The sequence below is a fragment of the Psychromonas arctica genome (assembly GCF_038155225.1).
GTDB classification, from domain to species: domain Bacteria; phylum Pseudomonadota; class Gammaproteobacteria; order Enterobacterales; family Psychromonadaceae; genus Psychromonas; species Psychromonas arctica_B.
This window is the reverse complement of the sequence record NZ_JBAKBA010000080.1, coordinates 1-4,339: the sequence shown is the minus strand read 5'-3', so window position 1 is coordinate 4,339 and position 4,339 is coordinate 1. Positions and strand designations below refer to the sequence as shown.

The following is a 4,339-nucleotide window of genomic DNA, read 5'->3' as shown; positions in this document are numbered from 1 at the left end:
TCTTGCCTACCTAGAATATTTCTATTATCTGCAACATGATGCTTTTCACCAAAACTAGATACTTTAATGTTGTCATTGCTGAACCCTAACTCAGATAAGTATGCTTTAACTGAGTTAGCTCTTTCTTCAGATAACACTTGGTTTGTATTAACCGCACCGTAACCATCTGAATAACCTGACACTAAAATTACATTGATAGATTTATCATGTTTTATGTAATCACCGATCATTTTTAAACGTTTTTTGGAAAATTGAGTTAATAAAGAACCATCTTTTTTATAACGTAAAATGCTATATGAGATATCATCGAAATTATAAGGTAATAACTGTGAAATACAGTTATTAAAATCATCGTAGCTTTTATTAAAGTTAATTGATGATAAACCGACACTGACCATTTGTTTATTGTTGTACCAATCATGAAAATAAAAGGTTGGTACTTGACCACTTTCTAGTTCATTGAGCATTCTCCAAGCACTTTGTTTAGTGACATATCCATCAAATTGTTGGTGGAAAGTGACAATATCTATTAATTCAGGAGCTGAACCTGGATGCCACGCAGGAGGCACTGATTTTAATTGAACCTCTTCCGTAGTTGGCATTGCTCGTTTACTCTCTAACCTAAAATCTAGATTAATTTTTTTACTCGCTTTAGCTATAAAATTTGCTTGGCCATATCGAGGAATAGGGTGCTCAAGCGTGCATTGTATTGGAGAAGAACTACTTAAATACCAATTAGAGTTATCCATTCCTGCATGATACTGCTTATTGGCAGAAGTCGCTGGCATTGTCGTTACTATGAATATTAAAGGTAGTATTTTTTTCATAATGGCTCGATATTTTTTAATCACTGTTGTTTATATCGACAAGTAAGTAAATATCTTTAGTAAAATTATGAGGTTTTTCGTGCTTTCTGGCATAATATTCGAACTTTATTTTAACAGTGAGATGAAATGGATAACAAATTAGTAGATCGTTTTCGAGGTTTTTACCCGGTTATCATTGATATTGAAACTTCAGGCTTGGATCCTCAAGTCCATGCTATTTTAGAAATCGCGGCTATTTTTCCTGAAATGGATGAGCAAGGATACTTAAGAAGCGTAGATAAGATACATTTTCATGTGATGCCTTTTGAAGGAGCAGCATTAGATCCTAAAGCACTTAGTTTTACTGGTATTGATCCCTTTAACCCTCTACGTAATGCAATTGATGAACGTGAAGCATTAACAGAAATCTTTAAGAAAGTACGTAAATACCAAAAACACAATGATTGTAATCGGGCAATATTAGTTGCTCATAATGCATCGTTTGATCAAGGTTTTATTAATAAGGCAACTGAGCGTTGTAATTTAAAACGTGTGCCATTTCATCCTTTTGCATCCTTTGATACTGCAAGTATGGCCGCCTTAACACTAGGCCAAACAGTATTGGCTAAAGCATGTGAAAAAGCCGGGGTAGCGTATGATAATAAAGAAGCTCATTCTGCTTTATACGATACAGAAGTAACCGCTAAATTGTTTTATTACATGGTAAATCGCTATAAAGCATTTGGTGGGTGGTAGAAAAGTCAAAAATATACAGTAAAAACAATACCTAAAGTCGCAGTATTTTCATATATTCGTGGCTTTTTTTTTATTATAATAATTTATGTTTTAGTGATATATTTTTCCTCCGTTAATTTCCATTCCTCAAATATTTTATAGATGAATTTTAAAGTGAATCTTTTGCTACTAAGGTAGTCTATAACTTTGAATTTTTTAACTGACTATTTTTGTTGTTCGTTGAAAATAGATTAAATCGGTTAAAAAGGACCTAGTAGAAAATGATAAAAAGTAAGTGTTACAAATTGGTTATGCTGTTAGCGTTTATTCCTTTAATTGGATGTAATAGCGGAAGCACAGATTCACTGCAAAGTAGTGAAGTTTACAATGATTCTACAACTGAAAGTACCTCTGCAAATGAAAGTACTTCTATAATAGATGTTCTAAAGGAATATGAATCTCTTGAAATTAGTTGGGATGATTTAGCTGATAATGAAGAGGGCTTTCTTATTGAACGAAGTGTTGGTGGGAATGATGACTTTATTATATTAACTTCTGTAGATGCTAATCAAATAAGCTATGTAGATAGTAATATATTATCAAATAATACATATTGTTATAGAATTGGTGCATACAATGAAAGTGGAATCGCTTACTCAGACATCAGTTGTAATAACGATAACTGATTAAGTCTTATCATTAATACATATTCAAAAAAAGCCCGCATTAAGATTATTAATGAGGGCTTTTTGCAAGAAGACTACTTTATTTAGCTGCTTCTGCTTTTTCTGCCGCAGCGGTAATTAATTGTTGTAATTCACCTTGTTGAGACATTTCTAAAATAATGTCACATCCACCGACTAACTCACCGTCTACCCATAGTTGTGGGAAAGTAGGCCAGTTTGCATATTTTGGTAATTCTGCACGGATATCTGGGTTTTGTAGAATATCAACATAAGCAAATGGTTGTCCGCATTGCATTAAAGCTTGCGATGCTTGTGATGAAAAACCACAACTTGGTAATTTTGGCGAACCTTTCATGTATAACAAGATAGTATTTTCGCTTAATTGTTCTTTAATTTTATCTAATGTTTCCATTATATTTCCTCTAACGATAGAATGTTATTAATTAATTGCACATTATAACATTTGTATACGTGCAATCTATCTATGAATTTGCGATTATTCTATCATAGACACAAAATGATCTAGATCAATCTTTATGGTGGCTTTTTATTCTTAAAGTAAGTATAAATGACCATTATAAATTTAGACCCCCCCCCAGCCTTTATTAGGAGAATTTAAAATGGCTTTTGAATTACCAGCATTACCTTATGCAAAAGACGCATTAGAACCACATATCTCAGCTGAAACATTAGAATTTCACCATGGTAAACACCATGCTACATACGTTGCTAAGCTAAACGGTTTAGTTGAAGGTACTGTTCTTGCTGAAAAATCTTTAGAAGAAATCATCAAAACTTCTGAAGGTGGCGTTTTTAACAATGCTGCACAAATCTGGAACCACACATTTTACTGGAACTGTTTAGCACCAAACGCTGGTGGCGAACCTTCTGGTGAACTTGCTGCTGCTATCGATGCTAAATTTGGTTCATTTGCTGAATTTCAAGCTCAATTAAATGATAAAGCTGTGAATAACTTCGGTTCTTCATGGACTTGGTTAGTTAAAAAAGCTGACGGTTCACTAGAATTAGTTAATACATCAAATGCAGGAACTCCATTAACTGAAGAAGGTACTACTCCACTTCTTACTGTTGATTTATGGGAACATGCTTACTACATCGATTACCGTAACGTTCGCCCTAACTACCTAAATGGTTTTTGGGCATTAGTTAACTGGGAATTTGTAGCTAAGAACTTCGCTGCATAATTTTATTAAGAACAGAATAATTAGTATTTAACTAAAAATTACTGTTATTAACATTCGTTAATTCGCTTGTTATATTAAAAGCCTATCTAGATACTATTATCGGATAGGCTTTTTTATTGCCAATTTTTACCGAAGGAGATGAAAAAGAATAAGCGGACTTGAGCTTCTGCATCACCACCAAATCTAATTGTAGGCCTACTACAGTAAAGAAAGCGTGTTTTTGACCCAAAAAAACTTATTTCCTTAAAGTTAAATTGGTTTTAAAAATTACCCAATTCAGTTAAATGTATGCTGTAATCACTTTCATTAATAAACATTAATAAACATTAATAAACATTAATAAACATTAATAAGTATTAATTTCTACTATCAATCACACTAATTAACTGATTAAAATAACTTATTTCTTTATTTTAACAAGCATAAATGACTAGAGAATTACTTAGATTGATATTAACTCCCCAACTGACGCTTAACGAAGTTAATCTTCGAAAGTCCTCAACTTACGCCTTAAATTAAGTCATTGTGTCTACGCAAAAATTTAGATAACTTATTTAATATAATAGGTATCACTCAATCTAATAAATAGATGATTGCTTAAACTTAGTGCATCACGCTAATTAAAAAGGTAGATGGAGAATATTATTAGTTTAGTTATTGCCGTCAATAACATGAAAAGTGGGGGGTAGGTGTCGAGTAATAGAAGTTTAATGTAGGAAACGGAGGAAATTGTATTGATCATATTTTAAATCAGAATGTAAGTGAAATGCTATGTTACTAAAAGCACTCTCTCTTTAAATGTTTAACTATGAGAGTACTTTTAGTTTTAATGAAAATTAGGCGTTGAATCTATACTAGGGCGTGTTGATCTTTGGTGCTCAATAATTACTCTGCATGCATAGGGAGC

5 protein-coding genes are annotated in these 4,339 nt (G+C 32.5%); 3 read left to right on the top strand and 2 right to left on the bottom strand.

Going from position 1 to position 4,339, the window contains the following annotated elements:
• Positions 1-827 (bottom strand): flagellar protein MotY (locus V6255_RS17815; protein WP_341629352.1); only part of this gene is annotated, 827 nt, incomplete at its 3' end.
• 126 nt (positions 828-953) lie between these two features.
• Here V6255_RS17815 and rnt point away from each other — a divergent pair.
• Together rnt and V6255_RS17805 are read left to right on the top strand one after the other, a co-directional pair.
• Entirely contained in the window at positions 954-1,562 is a 609-nt protein-coding gene (rnt, locus tag V6255_RS17810; RefSeq protein ID WP_341629351.1) for a ribonuclease T, read from the top strand.
• A 260-nt stretch (positions 1,563-1,822) separates the two neighbouring features.
• Positions 1,823-2,227, top strand: a complete 405-nt coding sequence (locus V6255_RS17805; RefSeq protein ID WP_341629350.1) for a fibronectin type III domain-containing protein — start codon at positions 1,823-1,825, stop codon at positions 2,225-2,227.
• 79 nt (positions 2,228-2,306) lie between these two features.
• Here the strand turns inward: V6255_RS17805 and grxD are convergent, their stop codons facing one another.
• Positions 2,307-2,639: a Grx4 family monothiol glutaredoxin gene (gene grxD, locus V6255_RS17800; protein WP_025563677.1), complete on the bottom strand. Its 333-nt coding sequence runs from the start codon at positions 2,637-2,639 to the stop codon at positions 2,307-2,309.
• A 208-nt stretch (positions 2,640-2,847) separates the two neighbouring features.
• Here grxD and sodB point away from each other — a divergent pair, with 208 nt between their 5' ends.
• The gene (gene sodB / locus V6255_RS17795) at positions 2,848-3,432 is read left to right on the top strand and encodes a superoxide dismutase [Fe] (protein WP_341629349.1); all 585 of its coding nucleotides are present in this window, start codon (positions 2,848-2,850) and stop codon (positions 3,430-3,432) included.
• Positions 3,433-4,339 lie beyond the last annotated feature (907 nt).